Here is a 20399-nt window from a genome sequence, read left to right as displayed (position 1 = left end):
ACACAGCATAGCGTTTTTCATGATACGCTTTGCACAGGCCCCGAGGGAGGATTGATTCTTGGTAGATTTTGCATCCGTTCGCGCGATCGACTTTCACACCCACGCAGAGGAACCCTGCTGCGACCACCGTGACGATGGTTATAACGAGTTTCAGGCAGGCATGGCCGCCTATTTCAAGAACCCGGCAGGCGCCAAGGGCATGCTGCCCACGGTTCAGGACACGGCCAATTATTACCGCGAGCGCAACATCGCGGCGGTGATCTTTCCGGTGGATGCCGAGCGCGAGACGGGCTTTCGCCGCTATTCCAACGAAGAGGTCGCAGGCATCTGCGCCGAAAACGACGATATCCTGATCCCCTTCGCCTCGGTCGATCCGCACAAGGGCCGCGCGGGCGCACGCGAAGTGCGTCGGCTGGTCCGGGATTTCGGGGTGCGCGGGTTCAAGTTTCACCCAACCATGCAGGGCTTTTACCCCAATGACCGCGAGGCCTGTTACACCGTACTGGAGGCGTGTGCCGAAGAGGGCGTGATTACCCTCTTTCACACCGGCCAGACGGGCGTTGGCTCGGGCATGCGCGGCGGCATGGGCATGCGGCTGAAGTATTCCAACCCGATGTATCTGGACGATGTGGCGGTGGACTTCCCCGACATGAAGATCATCCTGGCGCACCCGTCCTTTCCCTGGACCGAGGAAGGTCTGGCCGTCGCCCAGCACAAACCCAACGTTTATTACGACATGTCAGGCTGGTCGCCAAAATACTTCCCTGAAACATTTATCCGCTACGCCAACTCGATCCTGAAAAAGAAGATGCTCTTCGGATCGGACTGGCCCGCGATCACGCCCGACCGCTGGCTTGCGGATTTCGAGGCAGCCCCGTTCAAAGACGAGGTGCGCCCGCTGATCCTGAAGGAAAACGCGCTGCGCCTGCTGGGCGAAAGCGTCTGACGGCAATGCACATCGGTGCAGGTTTTGGGAGGAACCACAGATGGCAATGAACGAAACGGCACTGGCACGTCGGGGGAACACCGCATGAGCGCCCTTGCCCCCCTCGACGAGACGATCACCCTCGACCAGCTGGATCGCGACCCCTATCCGATCTATCGCCGCCTGCGCGCCGAAGCCCCCGTGCTGCGCGTCAAATCCGTGGGCCGCACCCTGCTGACCCGCGCCGAGGACACCAAATACGTCAAGGACACGCCCGAGATCTTCAGCTCGAATGACCCCAACACGCCGATGAAGCGGGCATTTCAGGCGCACACGCTGATGCGCAAGGACGGCGAGGCGCACAAACGCGAGCGTATGGCGATGGCACCGGCCTTTGCACCCAAGGTCATCATGAACGACTGGATGCCGCGCTATAAGCAGATCGCCGAGGACTACGTGGCCCGCCTGCCCCGTGGCGAGATCGTGGATCTGTTCCCGGCTCTCTCCGGCCCCTATGCCGCGCGCGGTCTGGCGGTGCTTTTGGGTCTGGACGAGGCGACGGACGACCAGATGCAGCACTGGTCGCAGGCCCTGATCAACGGCGCGGGCAACTTCGGCTGGAAAGACGAGCCCTTTGCCATCTCGGACCAGGCCAACGCCGAGATGAACGCGCTGATGGACAGCCTGCAGGACCGCCACCGCGCCGAGCCGAACAATTCAGCGATGTCGGTGATGTTGAACGCGGACGATCCGATCGAGATGAGCCAAATCTATTCCAACATCAAGATCGCCATCGGCGGCGGCATCAACGAGCCGCGCGACGCGCTGAACACCATCCTCTACGGACTTCTGACAAACCCCGACCAGCTGGAAGAGGTCAAGCGCAACGCCGACTGGGACAAGTCGTTCGAGGAAGGCGTGCGCTGGGTCGCCCCCATTCAGGTCTCGGCCCGTCTGGTGCTGGAAGACACCGAAATTCGCGGCTGTCACATCCCGAAGGGCGACACGGTGATGACCATTCAGGCCAGCGCTTGTCGCGACGAGGAACTCTATGAGAACGGTGAGGACTTTATCGTCTACCGCGACAAGAACCAGCATCAGGCCTTCGGCAATGGCCCGCACTTCTGCCAGGGCACTCACGTGGCGCGCCGTGCGGTGGGCCAAGTGATGCTGCCACTGCTGTTCGACCGTTTCCCCAACATGAGCATTCCCGACACCGACGATGTGATCTGGCGCGGATTCGGCTTTCGCGGACCTATTCAGATCCCGGTGCTGCTGAATTGACCCGCGTTCTGATCGCAGGCGGCGGCATCGGCGGGCTGGCACTGGCGCTGACCCTGCACCAGATCGGCGTGCCCTGCACGGTGTTTGAAAGCGTGAGCAGCCTGCGGCCCTTGGGCGTGGGTATCAACATCCAGCCTAATGCGGTGCGCGAGCTGTTCGACATGGGGCTTACGGCGGATGATCTGGACCGCGTCGGTGTCCCTGCCCGCGAATGGGCGATGGTGGGCCTGAACGGTCAGGACATCCATGCCGAAAGCCGCGGGCTTGAGGCTGGGTACAACTGGCCGCAATACGCGATGCACCGCGGCGCGTTCCACATGCTGCTGGCGCAGGTGTTTCAGGACCGCGCTGGCAAGGACGCGATAAGGCTGGGCGCGCGGGTCACTGGCTACGAGCACAAGCCGGACGGCACCGTGACGGCACAAATCGAACACGCCGACGGCAGCATGTCGCGCGAGGATGGCACGCTGCTCATCGGTGCGGATGGCATCCACAGTCGCGTGCGCGCACAGATGCACCCCGACCAGCCGCCGATCCACTGGGGCGGGGCGGTGATGTGGCGCGGCACGACGCTGGCGAAACCGATCCGCACGGGATCGTCCTTCGTGGGTCTGGGCACGCACCGTCAGCGCATGGTGATCTATCCGATCTCGCACCCCGATCCCGACACCGGGCTGGCGCTCATCAACTGGATCGCCGAGGTCACGATGGACGATCCAAGCAAACGCGCCGATATCGGCTGGTTCCGCGAGGTGCCGATCAGCGACTTTGCCCATCACTTCGACGACTGGGTCTATGACTGGCTGGACGTGCCCGCGCTGATCCGTGGGTCTGATATCGCCTTCGAAAACCCGATGATCGACCGCGATCCGGTGCCCACATGGGTCGATGGCCCAGTGGCGCTGATGGGGGACGCGGCGCACGCGATGTATCCCACCGGATCGAACGGCGCGAGCCAGGCGGTGATCGACGCGCGCACGCTGGGGGCGGCATTCCTGGCGCATGGCGTGACACCGCAGGCATTGGCGGCTTATGACGCGCAACTGTGCGGGCCGGTGTCTGACCTGATCCTGCGCAACCGGGGCGCAGGGCCCTTCGGGCTGCTGAACATGCTCAACGAACGCTCGGGGGGCGTCTATAACGACATCGACGCGGTCATTCCGCCTGCTGAGCGACAAGACTTTATGGCCAAGTACAAGGCCGCAGCAGGGTTCGCGATCGAGACCCTGAACGCGGCACCGCCGACCATAGCACCAGGCGCACGGGTCTAGCCTGCCAGCGCTGCGTCCAGTTCTGACCGCGACGGCGGGTTGCACCCCGACCGCTCGCAGTTCAGCGCCGCCGCTTGCCCCGCGCGGGTCAACAGGGCCGTCAGATCGCTCTGATCCATGCCGTCCAGCACCTCCGCCGACAGAGCAGAGCGATCTGCCAGTGCCGCCAGCAGCGTCGCCATGAACGTGTCGCCCGCGCCGACTGTGTCGACCAACCGCGTCACCTTCGGCACGGGCACGGTGGACTGCGCCGCGCGCGCATAGGCCGACGTATCCAGAGGGCCCCGCGTCAGCACCACCAGACCCGCAGAGGTCGCCGCACGCAGCGCCGCGACCGCCTCGGCCTCGGGCCTGTCGGGATAGAGCCAGCGCAGATCCTCGTCGCTGAGCTTGACCAGGTGCGCCACCTGCAGGACACGCTCCACCCGCTTCGTGTAGGCTGCAGGATCATGGATCAGCGAGGCACGTACATTGGGATCGAAGGAAATGAAAATGCCCCGCGTCGCCGCCTGCACCAGCACCGCAGTCCAGGCATCCGCATCCACACCGTCGACCAGCGCCAGCCCGCCGCAATGCAGCGCCGACACATCCGCGGGAATGCTGTCCCACAGGCTGCTTTCAGTCACCTGCCGCTCGGCGGTGCCGTCCCGGTGAAAGGCATAGGCCGGTATGCCCTGCTCGAGCGTCACAACCGCACGTGACGTGGGTGCCGCGCTGCGCGGGGCCGCGACAGTCGCACCGGATGCAGTCAGCCGCTCGGCCAGCGTATCGCCCAGCGCATCGGTGGAAATCGGCGTCACGTAATGGGTCTGCACCTCTTGGCGCGCCAGCCCCACCGCCACATTGAACGGAGAGCCGCCGGGATTGGCATCGAACAGGGGCGCACCGTCTTCCTCTCCGGTTTGGACAAAGTCGATCAGGTTTTCACCGCCGATGGCGATTTTGGCTGTGGTCGGCATCTGGGACATCCCTCGTCAAACTGCGTGACCCCGAAAAGCAGCAGAATCGCCCCAGATGTCAACAATTAAATCAACTTGATTTATTTATTGACTTGCGTCCCCAACTTTGGCCATTTGGCGCACACAAGCGAAGGACCCGCGCAATGACTGCTGACACCAGCCCCAGGCCTTACAACGATCGGTTGTTTCTCCATCTGATCCGCAAGGCCGGGCAGATGAGCAAGGCCGAACTGACCCGCGCGTCGGGTCTTTCGGCACAGTCTGCCACGGTCATCGTGAACCGTCTGGTGGCGCAGGGGTTCCTGAGTGCGGGCGACACGGTGCGCGGGCGCATCGGGCAGCCCTCGACCCCCTATGCGCTGAACCCGGATGGCGCGATGTCCATCGGCGTCAAGGTCGGGCGGCGCTCGCTCGAGGTGGTCAGCATGACCTTCGACTATCGGATCCTGGACCGCGTAGCCCACCGCTATGCCTTTCCGCTGGTGGACGATCTGCGCGGCAAGATCACGGGCGGTATCGGAACGTTGATGGACGCCATGACGCCCGTACAGCGCGCGCGCCTGACCGGCATCGGGCTGGCCCTGCCCGATCAGCTGGCCGATTGGGAAGAAACCATCGGCGCGCCCGCAGGTGCGATGGCCGATTGGCGCGACACCGATCTGCGCGCCGAGATCGCGGCACATTTCGATGTGCCGACCATGGTGCTGAACGACGCGGCATCTGCGTGCCTGGCAGAACTTGAGACCGGCAACCCTGAGGGCTACGACAGTTTTGCCTATATCTACGTCGGCACATTCATCGGCGGCGGCGTCGCTCTGGGCGGGCGCCTCTTCACCGGTGGCGGGCACGCGGGCGCCATCGGCAGCCTGCCTGCGGTGCGCACCGCACCGGGGCCCGCGCAACAGATGATCGACACCGCATCGCTGCACATGCTCGAGGCGCGCACGGCAGAGGCGGGCCTGTCGTCCGATGCCTATTTTGACGCGGCCCCGCTTGATGCCGCGACCGAAGCCGTTTTCGACGAATGGCTTGCCATCGCTGCCGACAATATCGCCACGGCCTGCGTCAGCGCGCAGGCTTTCCTGGCCCCACAGGCCATCGTCATAGACACCAGCCTTGCGGCCCCGCTCAAGGACCGGTTGCTGACTGCGCTGCAACAGGCCATCGCGCGGCTGGACGTGCGCGGGCTGGACCGCATCATCATCGTGCCCGGCACGGCAGGCAGCACCGCGAGAGTCACGGGAAGCGGCATATTGCCATTTCAGGCTGGCTTTTGCATCGACACTCCGCCCTGATGCGACAGGCGAAATTGTTTGAGTTATACACGTTCACCAACCACCGATGCAGTTCACAAGGCCTGCATCCCCCATTGACCTTGGACTGCTAAATAGTAAGTAAGACTTATAGTATGCCCATCTTATAAAAAAGAATGGATTGTTATGACGACCTTTATCGACAGCAAGACAGTCGCGCCCTATGGCATTGACCCCGACAGCCTAGGATTTCTGATCTCTGACATGGCGCGGTTGATGCGCGCGACGTTCGAGCGGGAAATCGAGAGGGCCAATGTGCCGATCACCACTTCGGAAGCGCGGGTATTGGTGCACATGGCGCGTTGTGGCGCCACCCGTCAGCACGTGCTGGCAGAGAACTTGGGCCTGACCCCGATGAGCGTTACCGGATTTCTGGACACGCTGGAAAAGGCCGGACTGGTCGCACGCGCCCCTGACCCGGCCGACCGCCGCGCCAAGATCGTGACACTGACCGACGCAGCGCAGGAACTGCTGGACCGCATCGCCATTGCAGGTCGGCAGGTGCGCACACTGGCACAGGCCGGACTGAGCGACGATCAGGTGGTTGCGTTCAAATCCGCAGCACTTGCCATTCGCGCAAATCTTGCAACCGAACGGGCCGCATCACGCCTCGAAGCTGCGTCATGACCACAGGCGCCCCTGTCATGAGCGAACGCCGGGTCGGCTATCTTGGCGCGCTTCTTGTCGCCATCGGTCCGGTGTCAATGGCGCTTTATACGCCCGCGATGACAGAATTGGTGCGCCATTTCGAAAGCAGTGAGTCCGTCGTCAAACTGACGCTGACCTTGTATTTCGGCGGCTTCGCCTTTGCCCAGTTGATCGCGGGGCCCCTGTCGGATGCCTTGGGGCGGCGGCCAGTCACCATCGCGTTCATGTTGCTTTATTGCGCGGCAAGCGTGCTGGCGATGCTGGCCCCCTCGGTCGAGGTGCTCATCCTTGCCCGTTTCGCCCAAGGGGTGGGCGCCTCGGTCGGCGTCGCGATTTCGCGTGCCTTGGTGCGCGATCTGTTCACCGGCGAACAATCGTCGCGGATCATGAACCTGATCGGGATCATCCTGGCGCTGGGGCCGGCCCTGTCGCCCACCATCGGCGGGCTGATGCTGCCTGTCTTTGGCTGGCGGTCGATCTTTGTGCTGATGGCAGCGATCGGGATATTCGTGATCGGCGTGACGATCTTTGCCATGAAGGAAACCGTGGTCCGCGATCCCAGCCGTCTGAATATCCGCGCGCTGGCGGGGTCTTACCGGATGCTGCTGACCAACATCCGCTTTCTGACCGCAGCCTTCGTGATCGGCGGCGCCCTGGGTGCGATCTACGCGCAGGCGACCTTTCTGCCGTTCATCCTGATGCAGGATGTCGGGCTTTCGCCCTCGCAGTTCGGCCTGTCAATGCTGGCGCAATCGGGCGCGTTCTTTCTGGGCTCGCTGCTGGTGCGTCGGCTGATGACGACCTATGGGTCCGAACGGCTGGTGCTGCCGGGCCTTGTATTCATCGCCGCAGGCAGTGCCGGTGTCGCGACCTTGCTGATCTGGCCGCCCAGCTTTTTGCACGTGATGCTGCCTGTTGCGGTCTATTCCTTTGGCATCGCCTTTGTCATGCCCGCCATGTCGACCGCAGCGCTTGCCCCGTTCGGCAAGATGGCAGGTGCGGCGTCGTCCCTGCTGGGGTTCATCCAGATGGGATCGGGCCTGGTGGTCGGCAGCATCGGCGCGCTGATCGGCGACACGTTGTTCGCGATGGGCCTTTTGATACCGGTGATGGGGACGGTGGCGTGCGTGTGCTATGCACTCTACCGACGCCTGCCGCCGCTCGAGCCTGAGCAGCTTGCACCGGATCCGGCGTCTGGCCCCGCCGTTTCTGCGGAGCCTGCACTGGCAGCGCCGGACCGTTAGGCGACGATACGCATCGACACCATATCAGAGCCCGCCATCCGGCAAATCAAACGCCTGCCAAGCCGCATTGTCCGCACCGCCCTGCCGCATGCGGACACTGGGCCGGTCTGTCATCGCGTATAGAACCGTCGCGAACGTGCTTGATCCCCCGTTGGTCTCGGGACGCATGCAGATCGGCGCTTGCGGATCGTCGAACAGCGCCTGAACGTCGTCGGCAGTCGCGATGTCGCCTTGATGAGCCTCCAGCCAGTCCAGCCGGGACGTCGAACTTTCGTTGAACCCGCCCGCACCCAGTCGCGCCTGCGCGGAGGCATCTATGTCCGTGCTGACCAGCGGATGATTGCTGTGCAACAGCCTGCCGCTGTCGGGCACCGGCACCTCTGCACAAAAGCTCGCGGAACATTCCAGCGATGTTGCGCCCGACCGGGTGGCAAGCGCATAATGCTGGCCGCTGGCATGGGTGACCGCGGACAGACGCGCGTGGCCCTCTGCCCGGTCGCGCGCGCCAAGGGTGTGGCGCATCGCAAAGGCCACGGGCAGGCCGTCCGCCGCGTGGTTCAGCATCAACAGCGTGTTGACCCCAACCGCCAGGCCCGCCGCAGTGGCACCGGTCAGCCCGATCATCCCGGCAGCGCTGAGCACGACGGTTGGCGTCATACCGTCACCGCCGAGGCGCAGCGCCATTTGCGATCCCACCATATGTGCGGGAAGGTCCATGTTCTGCGTCAGCACATGCCCGCCCTCCACCGACTGAACGATCAGGCTGCACGCCTGGGGCGGAGCTGTGAGCAAACTATCATTCAAGTTGCTAAGTGTTATCTTCGCTGTCCGCTTTGATGGGTCTTATCGAGGGCTTCGCGTTCCAGGGACAAACTTATGGGACCATAAGCGGGATCAGGGAAACCTAAGAATCCGCAAGGGCTTACCCTCGGGGCGAACGCGTCCAACAGCAGCCGACATAGCAGGCTGCCCAATACCGCGCCGGTTTGGCGCCAAGCGGGTAAGAGAACAATCATCGACAGTCAGACTGACTGGTGTACAGTGCGGCTCTAAGAACCGACAGAGCTGCCTAATTGGCCGCGAGATGTTGCACCGGATAGATAAATCCGTGCGTCGGATAGGTCGCGCCCAGATTGCCCGGAGCACTCTCAAGGCGCACGGCCGACCAATCGTTCTTGGGCGAGACGTCCATCGCAACCATCTTGGTGCTGACACGGTTTTTCGTCCAGTTGGCGTGATCCAGTTGAATGACCCGCTCTGACAGAACACCGGACACAACCGCCACATGGCCCATCGGGTTTTTCGACGTCGATTTGAACGCCAGAACCGAGCCGGTCGCAGGCGCCTGACTGCGATGGTAGGCGCCCTTGGCCTTTTCCCACCACTGGTTCGCGTTGCCGTAAATCTCGATGCCGCTCAGATCACGGGCAAAGGGCACACACCACACGCGGGTTCCGCTTTGGTGCTTTGCCGCTACCTCGTGCAGTGCGAACTGCATCCGGCCTTCGTCGATAAAGTTGCCCGTCTCAGCGGGCTGCTGGGCACAGCCGGAAACCAACATACCCAAACCCAACACCAGCCCGGAATACCCGCGAACCATGCTTTTATACATTTTTTGAATTGCCTGCCCCGTTGCGTCCGTTTTCATTAGCGCGGGTTTTCAATTCTGGCAAATCGCATAGGCGGAGTTCTGCACAGGCGGGTGCGGCGGGTCTGAACCGGCGCTAACAAATTGCATTTTATGGGCAATTACAGCCAGCGGCCCACACCGGTGGTCGCCTATGGTCAGCTTTGGGTTAGCACGCAGCCGTCATCGCACGCCGCCAGAATCGAACCGGTGAAGGCAGCACGCTGCGCGCACAGTCGACCGAAGCGGTACAGGCTGTTTCAAGAAGAAAGTGGCTGGGATGATAGAATCTTGAGTTAAGTTATTGATATATTTTATTTATGAAGGAAATATTAGAATATGGCGTCAAGCGAAGGAAGTGCAAAATTTAGTTTTGTATCACATCCTGTATGGCGCCTCAGATGCCGATCTTTGCAAACATGTGCGGCATCGGCGTGCAGCGTGATAGATAGCTGACATTCAACTCGACTAACCAGAAATCGCGGACTTTTCAGGGGAGCATGTATGAACTGCCTTCCCCTGCAAGCGATCAGGCCGATTGCTTTGAACAGAAAAAACGCATCGTTCGCCGATCATGACGAGGATGGCAAAGCCTGGGGCCGCGTCGCATCCCTGATTGAGACCGCCAAGATCAAAAACGGCGAACCGTTCGCCTATCTCAAGGCTTCGCTCGACGCCATCGCGGCCGGACATCCACAACAACGCATCGACGAGTTGCTTGCCAGGAATTTCCAATCGTCAAACTGAAGTCCAGGTACTGTTCAGACACTGTTTACGCACCACCACCCGCACTGTGAACCCTCGCAGCCTTAAAAAAACTTAGCGTGACGATTCCGGCCGCATCGCTATGGGGCTGACCCGTTTTCGCCCGCATTGGTCAGGCGGCTTTCCAGCAGGTCACCTGTTTCCTCAAGAATTGGATGGGCGACCATCGAAAACGAGGTGTTGATCTGTTTCAGCGCCCGAAGCGTTTCTTGGTGGATGTTGCTGGTCGCGATGCTTTCGGCCAGCCCGTCGCGCAGCCGTGTCAGGTGCTTGCGCTGAAGATCCTGTTCGAGCCCGCGGATATCTTCCTTTTCGGCGACAAGCTCGCGCGCCTCATCTGGATTCTGCGTCATGACGACGTGCAGCGCCAGTTGCACGTTTGCCAGCACACGGTCGTGGAAATCGGCGATTTCCTTTTGCCCGTCACTGGAAAAGCGGACCGAGCCACGGTCGAGACGCTTGGCAAGGTCGACCATGCTGCGCGCGATCATGTCCGAGGCCGCTTCGAAATTGACGGAGATGTTCGACAGCTCCATGGTCTTTCGCCCGTTGACCTCGCCCGCGCCGTTGCGTGCCAGTTCGGCAAGGAAGAGCTTGACCTCGAAGTGCATCTTGCGCACCTGCTGGTGGTTGTCGGCGATGCCGCGGGCCGTGGCGTCATCCCATTTCAGGTAGAGCGCGTTGATGGCGCGCAGCATCGCCTCGATGATTTCCCCCATGTGCATGATCTCGCGGGTGGCGCAGATCTGCGCGCGCTCGGGTGTTTGCAGCGACGCGGGGTCGAGGGCGCTCGCCCTGCCAAGACTGCCACCGGGATCGTGGGCGGGTTTGACGAAAAGGGATATTAGCCGCACGATCGGGCCGAGGACCGGCACGGCCAGAAGCGTCAGCGCCACGTTGAAGACGAGGTGCATGTTAATCACCTGGGTGGCCTCGCTGCCGCCGAGCCACGTGAGCGGCGTCTGGGTCACGTCCAGGACAAAAAGGGTCAGCGCCGCACCGCCGCCGCGCAGGACGAGGTTTGCCATAATCATGCGGCGCGCGTCCACGGCCGCCGAAAGCGTCAGGACATAGGCGATCAGCGCGCCCCCCAGATTTGCGCCCAACACCAAGGCGACGGCGGCGGATTGCGGCATCAGCCCTTGTGCGACCAGCGTGACGAACAGCAGGATTGCGGCTACGCTGGAATGCACGATCCACGCGAAGCCGGCACCGATCACGAAGGCGGTGATTACGTCCTGCCCCAGATAGGCCATGACGCTGGCGGTGCCCGCGTCGTCCATCAACGGCGTGGTTGCGGCACGGATCATGTCGAGGGAGACGAAGATCAGCGCAAGCCCGATCAGGATGCGACCCGATTGTCGGACTTTCCTTTGTTCGCCCTTCAGGAACAGGCCGACGCCGAAGAGCAACAGCAGGGGCACCAGGAAATCCTGTCGTGCCAGCAAGACCTGCACCACCACGGCAGAGCCGATATCCGCGCCGAGAAGCATGGCAAGGCCGACCACCGCCGCGATGCTGCCTGCTGCCACGAAATTCGAGGTCATGATCGCGACCGCGGTCGAGCTTTGCAGCAGCACAGCCGAAATGAGGCCGGTGGCGGTCGCGACGATCCGGTTGTCGGAGGACCGTCTGAGCCATTTGCGCAGTTGCACGGAAAAGGCGCGCTCGACGCCGGTGCGCACCAAGCGCACCGACCAGATCAACAGGGCGGAGGCACCGGCGATGTGAAGGAAGAACAGAATGATGTTGCTATCGGCCAAGCCACTGATCCTTTGTTGGAGTAGCATCCACAAACTCAAAGATGACAAAACCAAAGATGATCTATAAGGGTTCCTCACCACCGAAGCAAAGCATCTTGCGCAGCAACTCGCGAGAAATCTTTTGGGTCATGCGGACACTCACACCTCAAGGTTACTGCACGCAGTAATGGAAAATCAGGCTATTCAGCCAATGCGTGCACCGGTATTCGGGTCAGAAAAATGTAACTTCTTGGGGTCGACGCGAAAGGCGAATACCTCACCAGGCTTGGCATGGTGGACGCCGGGAAGGCTGATGGTGAAGGCCTCCGAGCTTTCCTCGAGCGACCATGCAAGAGCGTATTGGCCCCCAGGGGCTCACCCATCTGCACGATGTAAAGCGGGCCCTCTGGATCAGTCGTGACGTATTCAGGTCTGATGCCAACATTGAACTTGCCCGATGCAACTGTTCGAGTTTGCAATGCCGAATTGCCAATACGAAGGCTGCCATCTTGCAACTCGCCGTCCAGCACATTCATCGACGGACTGCCGATGAACTGCGCCGCAAAAAAGGTCTGAGGGTGTTCTTAAACCTCGAGCGGTGTGCCGATTTGGAACCATTTGCGAAGGCGCCTTCTTTTTTATTCGCTGGAACGTCTGCCGATCCTTTCGGAACCGCTCCCTACCAGATTGCCGGAGCGAAGTCAGGACTTTGGGTCAAGTCGCTATAGAAGTGCTCGCTCGACAGGATATCCGCAGCGGTGAGACGACGATTAAGCCGAGCTATTGCCCCCGTGTTTATAAGGCAAAAGGAGCGCGTAGAGTGCCTCGTTGATCGCCGCTGTTGTCCCGGCCTTTTTCGCCAGCCTGGCCGCAGCGCCTGATACCCATTCAATTTCGAGAGGTCGACGGTTTTCCAGGTCGATAGCGGTAGACGCACGCATGCTCTTCGGTAACGCGCTTGCCGCCTCCCAAATCCGACTTTCAATATCCGACCCCAGAGAGATGCCCAATGCGCGCCCGATATCGGCGGTCTCCGACACAACACGCCGAAATAGGACACTGAGTTCTGGTGTGGACAAGATGTCCCCCATGGTGCACCGGCCTGCAGCAGTCAAACCAGATACGGCAGAGAAAAAGACAAACTTCGACCAAACATCTCTCTCGATGTCCTCTGTCGCTGGTGCCGAAGAACCGGCGTCCTTGATCGCCTGCTGTAAGTTGGCAATCCTTTCTGAAGGTTTGCTGTCACGCTCCGCGAAAGTAAATACATCGAAATCCCCGATTTTCTTGATGACACCGGGAGATGCAATTGTGGTCGAAATTTGAGCCACGCCGTTTGCAACATTCCTCTCAGGCAGAATATTGATCAATCTGTCGGAGGCTTCCACTCCGTTCAATAACGGCACGACCACAGTGTCAGCAGTCAACATGGGCAGGCATGCGCGCGCCGCTGTCTCCAATGCGTCTCCCTTCACGCCGAAGATGATTGCGTCGACTTCACCAACTTTCGAGGTGTCGTCGGTCGCAATCCAAGGCTGGGCGACCTCAATGCCGGATGTGCCCTCCAAGATCAGGCCATTTTTAATGATCTCGGCCAGATGGTTCCCGCGGGCGATGGTAGCAACTTGATGTCCGCTGTTCGCAAGCTTGACCGCAAGAAACCCACCGATTCCTCCTGTGGCCATCGTAGCAATTCGCATTTCATTCTCCCGATCTTAACGCTTTTGCACAAAGTTGCTGAGCGTCAGTATCTGCTCAACCGCAAAACACCGCTCCGAAAGGATCCGAAGCGATCCAAATAAACGCAAGAGAAGCGTAGTGACGATCTGTCCCGATGTCGATGTTAGCGGGACACACGTAGTTATTAGACACCTGCAAAGAAGGTCGGCCCGGCGCCTGGGGGTGACTAAGTCAGCTGGCGAGCCACTGCGGACATCTCGCCTCACCGGGATGGCGATCATCTTGATCGCACCTATGCTTCAAAAATATTCTGCGGTCTCAATCGAGCGGTTACCAAGTATCTCGGGTCGCTTCCCGTAGTCTGAGTTAACTCAGAGGGCCTTCAACAATTGCGCGGCAGCACCGATGCCGACTGCCGACCCAAACCTGCGATACCCAAGCTCACCGTCTCTCCCCCCTTCAAGTAGCGCTGCGGGGACTGCCCCATGCCTACGCCGGGTGGTGTGCCTGTCGAAATGACATCTCCCGACTGAAGGCTCATGAAGCGACTGCAATAGGCGATCAGATGCGGCACCTTGTAGATCATCGTAGCGGTAGAGCCCGATTGCTGCCGTTCGCCGTCGACATCCAGCCACATCTCAAGATTGTCGATATCGGCCAACTCGTCAGGGGTAACGAGCCAAGGGCCAGTCGGTCCAAAGGTGTCGCAGCCCTTGCCCTTGTCCCAGGTTCCGGCACGCTCGATCTGGAACTCGCGCTCTGAGACATCATTTATGACGCAAAAGCCTGCGACATGGCGCATGGCATCTGCCTCGTCGATGTACACGCCGGGCTTGCCGATCACGACGCCTAGTTCGACCTCCCAATCGGTTTTTTCCGACTCTTTCGGAATCTGGATCGGATCGTTCGGACCGACGACGGACGAGGTCCACTTGTTGAAAATCACCGGCTCGGGCGGGATCGGCATCCCGGCCTCTTCGGCATGGTCGGCGTAGTTCAAGCCGATGCAGATGAATTTGCCGATGCCCGCCACGCAAGCGCCAAGGCGCAGGTCGTCCTGCGGAATGCCATCAACAAGGGGTAGCGTATCCACATCAATATCTCGCAGCTTTTCCAGAGCTTCGGGCAGCAACGCCGCACCGCCAATGTCATCCACCATATGCGAGAGGTCTCGCACGCGGCCTGACGCATCAAGCATACCGGGTTTTTCGGCTCCGGGGGCACCATGGCGAAGTAGTTTCATAGCAATTTCCTTGGTCTGTCGAAGGGGTGTGGCAGCTGTTCCCGCAAGCCCTGCCTGCGTCAGGCCACCTGTTCGGATGTCATGCCCGAAATCGCCTGGATCAGGTTGTCTTCGGTCACGTCCTCGGAACTGAAGGTGCGCATGACGCGGCCCGAGTACATCGCGACGATGCGGTCTGAGACATGCAGGACCTCGGGCATTTCGGAGCTGATGACCATCACGGCATAGCCCTGGGCCGCCAGTTCGCGCAGCAGCTTGTGGATTTCGGATTTGCTGCCCACGTCGATTCCGCGCGTGGGCTCGTCCACGATCAGCACCTTTGGGTGCATCGACAGCCATTTGCCGATGACGATCTTTTGCTGGTTGCCGCCCGACAGGTTGCCGACCCGCTGCTTCCAGCCCGGCGTGCGGATATCGAGTTGCTTGTGATACTTGTCGAAGATTTCCATCTCGGCGCCCTGGGCCACGAAGGGGCCTGCCTTGAGCCTGTCGATCTGGGGCAAGGTCATGTTGTCGCGACAGTTCATGCCCAGGACCAGCCCCTGCCCTTTTCGGTCTTCTGGCACCAGCGAGATGCCCCGCGCGATCGCATCGGCGGGCGAATTGATCCGGACCACTTCACCGTCCAGCAATATTTGGCCCGCAGACGGGTCGCGCAGGCCAAAGAGTGTTTCGGCAATCTCGGTCCGTCCGGCACCGACAAGACCGTAAAAGCCCACGACCTCGCCTCTGCGCACCTCGAAACTGACATCGCGGTAGTGCTTGCCGCAGCTGAGCCCGCGCACTTCCAGTGCCACATCGCCAAGCGCGTGATGCGATGCGTTGCGGCTAAGATCAAGCGTGCGGCCGATCATCATCTGGGTGACGGACTCTTCGGTGCTGTCGGCGGTCTCGACGGTGCCCTGATACTGGCCATCGCGCAGAACCGTGATGCGGTCGGTGATCTTGAAAATCTCCTCCATCCGGTGCGAGATGTAGATGATGCCCACATTCGTCGCCTGCAGGTCAGCGATCACGTCGAACAGCACCACTTTTTCCGAATCCGTCAGCGACGCCGTGGGCTCGTCGAAGATCACCGCCTTGGCGTCGACCGTCAGCGCACGCGCGATTTCGACCATCTGCTGATTGGCGATGGAGAGATCCCCCACCCGCGTGTTGGCGTCAAAGCCCACGTTCAGCTTTTGCAGGATCGCGTTGGTCTGGTCGGACAATCGGGTCCAGTCCACACGGCCCAGACTTTTCGTGGGCAATTCGCCAAGATAGATATTTTCGGCCACGCTCAGCTCTTCGGCCAGGCTCAGTTCCTGGTGGATGAAGACGATGCCCTTTGCCTTTGCCTCGAGCGGACCGGCCATCACCACCGCATCGTCGCCCATGAAGATCGTGCCGCCGTCGGGTTGGTGAATGCCGCCGAGCACCTTCATCAGCGTGGATTTGCCGGCACCGTTCTCGCCCATCAGGGCGTGAACCTCGCCCGGCATCACCGAGAAAGAGACACCGTCGAGCGCGCGCACCCCCGGAAACGTCTTGACGATATTCTCAAGGCGCAGGACAGGTTTTGCATCCGTCATACCTTCAACTCCTCTTTGCCCTTCATATTCAGCTGTCTGTCCAGAACCAGCACCGCGACAAGGATCAGACCGATGACAAGGTTCACGGTCGATGTATCGGCTCCGATGTGGCCCAGCCCCTTGCGCAGCAGCTGGATCGCGATGACGCCGCCGAAGGTGCCGATGACATTGCCTGCACCGCCCGTGATCTTGGTGCCGCCAAGCACGACGGCGGTGATCACCCACAGCTCGTACAACTGACCGTCATTGGGGTTCACCGACCCACTCTCGGAATAAAAGACCACCGCCGACAGGGCCGCGAGAAAGCCTATTATGGCAAAGTTGATCATCATGTGCGGCCCCACGCGGATGCCCGCGTTCACCGCCGCCTCACGGTTGTCGCCGATGGCATAGGCGTTGCGACCATGTACGGTCTTGGCCATCACGAACCAGATCACGAGGGTCGCCGCCAGCAGGAACCACGACGCCGTCGCGAGGCCGAGTAACTCGGCTTCGGCAAAATCGACCAGCGTCCAGTTCAGGTGGCTTGTAGGCTGCTCGCCGTTGAACATGAACACGATGCCGCGATACCCCAGCATGGCCCCCAGCGTCACGATGAATGCGTCCACTCCGGTCTTCCAGACGATCAGACCGTTCAGCGCGCCCAAAAGCGTGCCCACCACAAGTGCAAGCAACCACGCGACCGGTATCACCCAGTCGCCCAAGCCCGCGAAGATGGGCCAGGTCATGCTGTCCAGAAGGACGATCGCGGCGATGGCGAAGGTGGCACCGACGCTGAGATCAATGTTGCCGTTGACCATGACGATGGTCATGCCCATCGCGATGATACCGATGGGGGCCGATTGTTTCAGCAACAACAGCATGTTGTCCCAGTCCATGAAGGCCTTGTCCGACAGGGACAGGAACTCGCCCGCGACGCTGAAGAAGATCAGCTCCAATATGATGAAGCCCCAGATTGCGCCGCTTTTAAGTGCGGTCGACAGGGTACCCGGTTTCATGATGTTTTCTCCCTCACGCGATCGGCGACCAGAGCTTGCCGCGCTTGGCCGCGATGTCGAGCCAGACGGCAAGGATGATGATCACCCATGTCACGATGAACTGGACGTAAAATTGCAACCCGATCAGCAGCAGCCCGTTCTGGATGAACCCAAGGATCAGAACGCCGATCACGGTCTTGAAGATAGTCCCGGAACCACCCAGAAGCGACGCACCGCCCAGGATGACAGCGGCGAGCACTTCAAGCTCGAGCCCCTGCCCCACAGTGTTTTGCGACCCCAACGAGCGGCTGGCCTGGATAAGACCCGCCGTTGCCACACAGGCGGCTGAAATCAGGTAGCACATGAACACGGTGCGCGCCCGTGGGATGCCTGAAAATGTCGCCGCGGTGCCATTCCCGCCCACCGCGTAGACCTTGCGCCCGAAACTGGTCCTGCTCAGGATCAGGCCCAACAGGGCCGCAACCCCGATGAACATCAAGATCGGTATCGGCAGGCCCAGCGCGGTGCCCTGACCGAATACGCTGAACCAGGTGCCTTCCTTGTCGACGATATCCATGTTCTTGCCGCCCGAATAGGTCAGCGTCAGACCGTGGATCGCGGACAACATGCCAAGCGTCACGATCAGGGAATTAAGCTTGAGATACCCCACCAGAAACCCGATCAGCGCACCCAGGGCCAAGGTCATCGCGAACATTGCGGGTATGGCCAGCGCGGGCCCTATCTTGTCATGCAGGTCCAGCACGACGATGGTGGAGAAGGACATCATCGACCCCACCGACAGATCCAGGTTTCCGCTGATGACGACGAACGTCACGCCCAGCGCCATCACCCCTAGGATTGCCGACGAGCGGATCACGCTCAGGACGTTGTCGGGGGTCAGAAACTTGGGGTTGGCGATGGTAAAGCCGATCAGAAACGCCACGAAGGCGATCAGGATGCCCTGTTTCGCCAGAAGGCTCCCGATCTGCTGTCTGGTAATATCTGCCATGGTCCCCTCCCAAAGGCATTAGCCTGCATCGGCGCACACGGCAGGAAACCTACCGATCGTATCCTCAGACCAGGACCATTCCGCCGTCGATCATGATGATCTGGCCGGTCATGTAGTCGCTGTCTGGTGATGCCAGAAACGTCGTCGTTCCGGTAATGTCGTGTAAAGTCGCAACCCTGCCCTTCAGGATTTCGGCTGCGAATTCCTCCATGGCCTGTCCGGGACGCTCGGCAGCCCCGATCTCCATCAGATCCTTGTCCACCTGTTCCCACATCTCGGTCGCCACCACGCCCGGAGCGAACCCAGTCACCGTGATATCATGCTTTGCAAGGTTTCGCGCCGCCGATTGGGTCAGCGAGACGACCGCGAATTTCGATGCACAGTAGGGGGCGACATTGTCGTACCCCTGCCTGCTTGCGACCGACGCTGTGTTGATGATCTTGCCGCCACCACCTTGCGCGATCATCTGGCGGGCGGCCTCCTGTATGCCGATCATGCAGCCAAGGCCGTTGACATCCATGATGAAGTGCCAGTTGTCCTCGGTTACGTCCATGAAGTTCATCGGCTTGTTCACACCGGCGTTGTTGAATTTTACATCCAGCCTGCCGAACTTCTCGACGGTGTGCGCGATCATCGCGCGGACCTGTTCGCGGTCGGTGACGTCGACCTGACACGAGGTGACGGCAGCGTTGTCGCCGTTCAACCGGCTGCGGTTGGCATCAGCGACCTGCGCCACCTTCTCGCCGTTCAGGTCGGCAAAGCAGACCCTGGCCCCCTGATCGAGCAGCGCTTCACCGACGGCGCGGCCAATTCCCTGTGCGGCACCGGTTACGATGCAGGCTCTCTGCTGAAGACGTCCCACGTCACTTACTCCCGGAATGATTTTAAAAAACAAAGTGCATCCGGGGCGCCTGCGCAGTTGTGCAGCGCCCCGGACGGGGAGGAACCCTTTAGAACACAGGCTTGGTATAATCGCCCATGTTGTCTTGGGTTATCTTCGGCGTGTCGAAGTAGTTCAGGAACGGCAGTTCCTTGCCTTCGAGGATGTCGGTGGCGGTTTTCAGGGCCGCTTCGGCATCGTCTACGGGGGATTGGTAGATTGAACCCCAGTAGTCACCGGCGGCCATGGCCTCGTAGCCGACTGCAAAGTTGGTCGCGCCGACAAAGATGATGCCTTCGCGCCCCGCAGCCTTGGCTGCGTTCAGTGCACCGACACCCATGTTGTCATCGCCCGAATAGACACCATCGATGTCGTCATATTTGACCAGGAACGCTTCCATCACCTGCTGCGATTTCTCGCGGTTCCAGTCGCCCGGCTGGGTGTCGACGATCGACACGTCCGGGCAGACTTCGGGCATACGGTCCTCAAAACCCTTGGCCCGTTCGATCGCGGTGGTGTATCCCGGCTGCCCGGTGATGTGGACGACCTGTGCCTCACCCTCGATGCCCATGTCCTTGAACTTGTCGCACATGATCTCGGCCGAGCGCGCGCCTTGGGTGATGTTGTCAGGACCTGAGAACGATTTGACGAAATCGAAACCGGCCTCGGCGATGTTGGAGTTGGTTACGACGACCGGGATACCGGCCTGATGCGCCTTGCGCACGGCGGGAATGACCGCCTCGCCGTTGGTTGGCCAGATGATGATGGCGTCGACTTCCTGCTGGATCAGATCCTCGATCTGGGCAATCTGACGCGCGACGTCGCCTCCAGCATCCAGAACCACCGCGTCGACATCCGAATTTTCCCCGGCGGCTGCGATGAACGCGCTTTCATATGTCGTCTGGTAGCTGTCGACGCCGACGTTGTTCTGCGTGATGCCGATCTTCATTGTCTCGGCACCAGCGGCACCCGCCAGAACGATGGCGGTCGATGCGATAAGTGTCATACGAAGTGTCATTCGGGTCTCCTCCCAAGATGGCTGCGAATTATCCAGCCGTCCCTCCCGGACGCTGTTGCTGGTCGTTTGCTCGTCCGGTTGGTCCGGCGATTGCGTAAATACTGACCATATTTCGCAGCGCGGAGTCCGGAAAAAATATCCGCATTGAACAATATAAACACCAATATGGATATTTTGGCCGTACGCTCCGGTCGGGAAAGCGGACAGTATCGGGAGACACATGATGAAAACCAGGAAGTCATC

17 protein-coding genes and 1 pseudogene are annotated in these 20399 nt (G+C 60.6%); 7 read left to right on the top strand and 11 right to left on the bottom strand.

All coding sequences use genetic code 11. The features are described from left to right. The first annotated feature begins 58 nt into the window (after positions 1-58). The 3 genes from NTA49_RS14885 (at position 59) to NTA49_RS14875 (ending at position 3480) form a co-directional block, all read left to right on the top strand. Positions 59-946, top strand: coding sequence for an amidohydrolase family protein (locus tag NTA49_RS14885; RefSeq protein ID WP_258295595.1), 888 nt, complete (start codon positions 59-61; stop codon positions 944-946). Between the two features lie 84 nt (positions 947-1030). Then, on the top strand, positions 1031-2209 hold the full coding sequence (locus tag NTA49_RS14880; RefSeq protein ID WP_258295594.1) for a cytochrome P450: 1179 nt from the start codon (positions 1031-1033) through the stop codon (positions 2207-2209). Further along, a complete protein-coding gene (locus NTA49_RS14875) occupies positions 2206-3480 on the top strand; it encodes a flavin-dependent oxidoreductase (protein WP_258295593.1) in 1275 nt (424 codons plus the stop codon). The genes NTA49_RS14880 and NTA49_RS14875 overlap by 4 nt, the downstream gene beginning before the upstream one ends. Here NTA49_RS14875 and NTA49_RS14870 read toward each other — a convergent pair. Continuing rightward, positions 3477-4439: a carbohydrate kinase family protein gene (locus NTA49_RS14870; protein WP_258295592.1), complete on the bottom strand. Its 963-nt coding sequence runs from the start codon at positions 4437-4439 to the stop codon at positions 3477-3479. The two genes, NTA49_RS14875 and NTA49_RS14870, sit on opposite strands and share 4 nt — an antisense overlap. A 143-nt stretch (positions 4440-4582) precedes the next feature. Here NTA49_RS14870 and NTA49_RS14865 point away from each other — a divergent pair, with 143 nt between their 5' ends. The 3 genes from NTA49_RS14865 to NTA49_RS14855 all read left to right on the top strand — a co-directional run bounded on the left by NTA49_RS14865 (position 4583) and on the right by NTA49_RS14855 (position 7644). Then, complete coding sequence (locus tag NTA49_RS14865; protein WP_258295591.1) at positions 4583-5734, top strand: ROK family transcriptional regulator; 1152 nt, start codon at positions 4583-4585, stop codon at positions 5732-5734. Between the two features lie 144 nt (positions 5735-5878). Then, entirely contained in the window at positions 5879-6379 is a 501-nt protein-coding gene (locus NTA49_RS14860; RefSeq protein ID WP_258295590.1) for a MarR family winged helix-turn-helix transcriptional regulator, read from the top strand. A gap of 17 nt (positions 6380-6396) precedes the next feature. Then, entirely contained in the window at positions 6397-7644 is a 1248-nt protein-coding gene (locus NTA49_RS14855; RefSeq protein ID WP_258295589.1) for a multidrug effflux MFS transporter, read from the top strand. 24 nt (positions 7645-7668) lie between these two features. On the opposite strand, the gene NTA49_RS14850 is transcribed toward NTA49_RS14855, so the two are convergent. Together NTA49_RS14850 and NTA49_RS14845 are read right to left on the bottom strand one after the other, a co-directional pair. Further along, positions 7669-8448 (bottom strand): C45 family autoproteolytic acyltransferase/hydolase, encoded by a 780-nt coding sequence (locus tag NTA49_RS14850; RefSeq protein ID WP_258295588.1) that lies wholly within the window; start codon positions 8446-8448, stop codon positions 7669-7671. 265 nt (positions 8449-8713) lie between these two features. Beyond that, positions 8714-9256: a CHAP domain-containing protein gene (locus NTA49_RS14845; protein ID WP_258295587.1), complete on the bottom strand. Its 543-nt coding sequence runs from the start codon at positions 9254-9256 to the stop codon at positions 8714-8716. A gap of 543 nt (positions 9257-9799) precedes the next feature. Between NTA49_RS14845 and NTA49_RS14840 the strand changes: the two are divergent. Further along, positions 9800-10018, top strand: a pseudogene (locus NTA49_RS14840) (transposase domain-containing protein); the annotation flags it as partial. A 98-nt stretch (positions 10019-10116) separates the two neighbouring features. On the opposite strand, the gene NTA49_RS14835 reads toward NTA49_RS14840, so the two are convergent. The 8 genes from NTA49_RS14835 to NTA49_RS14800 form a co-directional block, all read right to left on the bottom strand. Further along, entirely contained in the window at positions 10117-11799 is a 1683-nt protein-coding gene (locus tag NTA49_RS14835; protein ID WP_258295585.1) for a Na/Pi cotransporter family protein, read from the bottom strand. A 749-nt stretch (positions 11800-12548) separates the two neighbouring features. Then, the gene (locus NTA49_RS14830; RefSeq protein WP_258295584.1) at positions 12549-13463 is read right to left on the bottom strand and encodes a ketopantoate reductase family protein; all 915 of its coding nucleotides are present in this window, start codon (positions 13461-13463) and stop codon (positions 12549-12551) included. 377 nt (positions 13464-13840) lie between these two features. Beyond that, complete coding sequence (locus NTA49_RS14825; protein ID WP_258295583.1) at positions 13841-14701, bottom strand: fumarylacetoacetate hydrolase family protein; 861 nt, start codon at positions 14699-14701, stop codon at positions 13841-13843. Between the two features lie 59 nt (positions 14702-14760). Then, positions 14761-16272 (bottom strand): sugar ABC transporter ATP-binding protein, encoded by a 1512-nt coding sequence (locus NTA49_RS14820; protein ID WP_258295582.1) that lies wholly within the window; start codon positions 16270-16272, stop codon positions 14761-14763. Then, positions 16269-17270: an ABC transporter permease gene (locus NTA49_RS14815; RefSeq protein ID WP_258295581.1), complete on the bottom strand. Its 1002-nt coding sequence runs from the start codon at positions 17268-17270 to the stop codon at positions 16269-16271. The genes NTA49_RS14820 and NTA49_RS14815 overlap by 4 nt, the downstream gene beginning before the upstream one ends. Positions 17271-17283: 13 nt before the next feature. Then, complete coding sequence (locus NTA49_RS14810; protein WP_258295580.1) at positions 17284-18258, bottom strand: ABC transporter permease; 975 nt, start codon at positions 18256-18258, stop codon at positions 17284-17286. Between the two features lie 64 nt (positions 18259-18322). Next, entirely contained in the window at positions 18323-19120 is a 798-nt protein-coding gene (locus tag NTA49_RS14805; protein ID WP_258295579.1) for an SDR family NAD(P)-dependent oxidoreductase, read from the bottom strand. Between the two features lie 88 nt (positions 19121-19208). Further along, the gene (locus NTA49_RS14800) at positions 19209-20156 is read right to left on the bottom strand and encodes a sugar ABC transporter substrate-binding protein (RefSeq protein WP_258295578.1); all 948 of its coding nucleotides are present in this window, start codon (positions 20154-20156) and stop codon (positions 19209-19211) included. Positions 20157-20399: the final 243 nt, after the last annotated feature.

Origin of the sequence: Pseudosulfitobacter koreensis (genome assembly GCF_024733015.1) — a bacterium.
Taxonomy (GTDB): domain Bacteria; phylum Pseudomonadota; class Alphaproteobacteria; order Rhodobacterales; family Rhodobacteraceae; genus Pseudosulfitobacter; species Pseudosulfitobacter koreensis.
This window is presented reverse-complemented; position numbering and strand designations above follow the sequence as displayed.